The following is a 1406-nucleotide window of genomic DNA, read 5'->3' as shown; positions in this document are numbered from 1 at the left end:
GGGTTAAGTGACAAAAAGTGTGTCCGCTCGGTGTGTCGCCGGGTGGGCCCTTTTTATCTCATGGGCCCTTTCCGGATTCCTATGTTGTGTTGGTATTCGGTTGGGATAGCGTTGTCGTAGAAGGCTGGTCGTCCTGTTTCGTGGTCGGCTTTGTTGTGGTCTTCTGGGACAAGATCGTTGACTTTGGCGAGTTGATCTTGTCCGTAATTGCACTGCCTGGCGATCTTTAGCGGGTCGTCAGGCAGCTGCGTTTTCGAGTGCAGGTACCACTCGAGCATTTTGCGTTGGCGCTCCCCGGACCTGCCGCGATGCGCGTCGGCGATGCGTTTGAGCTGGGCGTTGACGCCGCCTTCCAGACTGTTGGTTGTTGATGCCCAGCGCTGTGGTTCGAGTGCTTCTGGTGGTGGCTGCAGGTAGGTAAACAGCCAGTTATTGCGCGATAGGTGCAGCAGTGAGTTGTATGCCTTGCGAACTCGCAGGTGGGTCCATTCCCACTGGTTGTTGAGGGTGCGGCGTTCTTTGGGGAGGGGTGTTTTTTCGTTGAGGAATGCTTTGAATACCTGTCCGAAGTCATGCAGGCGCAGCGTCCACTCCCGTGCCTGGTCGAGTGTGGTGATACGGGTCAGTTTCAACGCCAGGGCGTAGATAGCTTTGCCTGCGTCGGTGCGTGGACGGCTGGTGGTGTAGCGACGGACCACGCGTTGGGCATGGACAAGGCAGCGTTGGATGCGGGTGGTTGGCCAGCAGGTTTTGATTGCTGAGTAGGCGCCTTGGCCACCGTCGAGGACAACGCATAGTGGTGGGGCGATGTTTTTGAGTAGTTGGGTGTAGGCGTGGGCGGTTTCGCGTTGTGTCCAGTGCCATGCGATGACGTGGTCGTGGCTGGCTGCCACAAGTAAGCAGCCAGCGTCGGTGTAGGTGCCGTCGATGAAGATTTGGTCGTAGACCCGGTTGGGATCGGGGGTGTTAGGGACATCGATAAGCCACAATGAGGTGAACCGGCGGTCGAGTGTGCGCCGGGAGACATTCAAGGTGTCGGCCACCTTGGTTAAAGAAGCAGTGCCGGTGACGTAGGTGTGAAACGCTTTGAAATCCCGGGTGTGGGTCTGATCGGGGCGGTGTCGTGTTGTTGAGCATCCGCAGTCAGGGTTTTTGCATCGCCACCTGGTTGTCCCTTTGGTTGTGGTGCCGTTTTTCTTCATTTGCCCAGCGCATATAGGGCATCGGGGTCTGTTTGGAGTCACCCAGAAAGACAACCAGGCCCCTGTTACCACATGCAGGAGCCATTCCGGTGGATTGAGCAAGAAACGGGCCTGAATAAGGTCTGGAACCTTATATAAGCCCGTTTTATGCGGCCTGACCAGCAAATAGGCTGAAAATCAGACACACTTTTTGTCACTTAACCC

1 protein-coding gene is annotated in these 1406 nt (G+C 56.3%); it reads right to left on the bottom strand.

Translation table 11 applies throughout. From position 1 onward, the window contains the following. Window positions 1-53 precede the first annotated feature (53 nt). Window positions 54-1244, bottom strand: coding sequence for an IS1249 family transposase (locus tag QP982_RS10605; protein ID WP_168163231.1), 1191 nt, complete (start codon window positions 1242-1244; stop codon window positions 54-56). Between the last annotated feature and the right edge of the window lie 162 nt (window positions 1245-1406).

Origin of the sequence: Corynebacterium sp. MSK019 (genome assembly GCF_030232425.1) — a bacterium.
Taxonomy (GTDB): Bacteria; Actinomycetota; Actinomycetes; order Mycobacteriales; family Mycobacteriaceae; genus Corynebacterium; species Corynebacterium jeikeium_D.
This window is presented reverse-complemented; position numbering and strand designations above follow the sequence as displayed.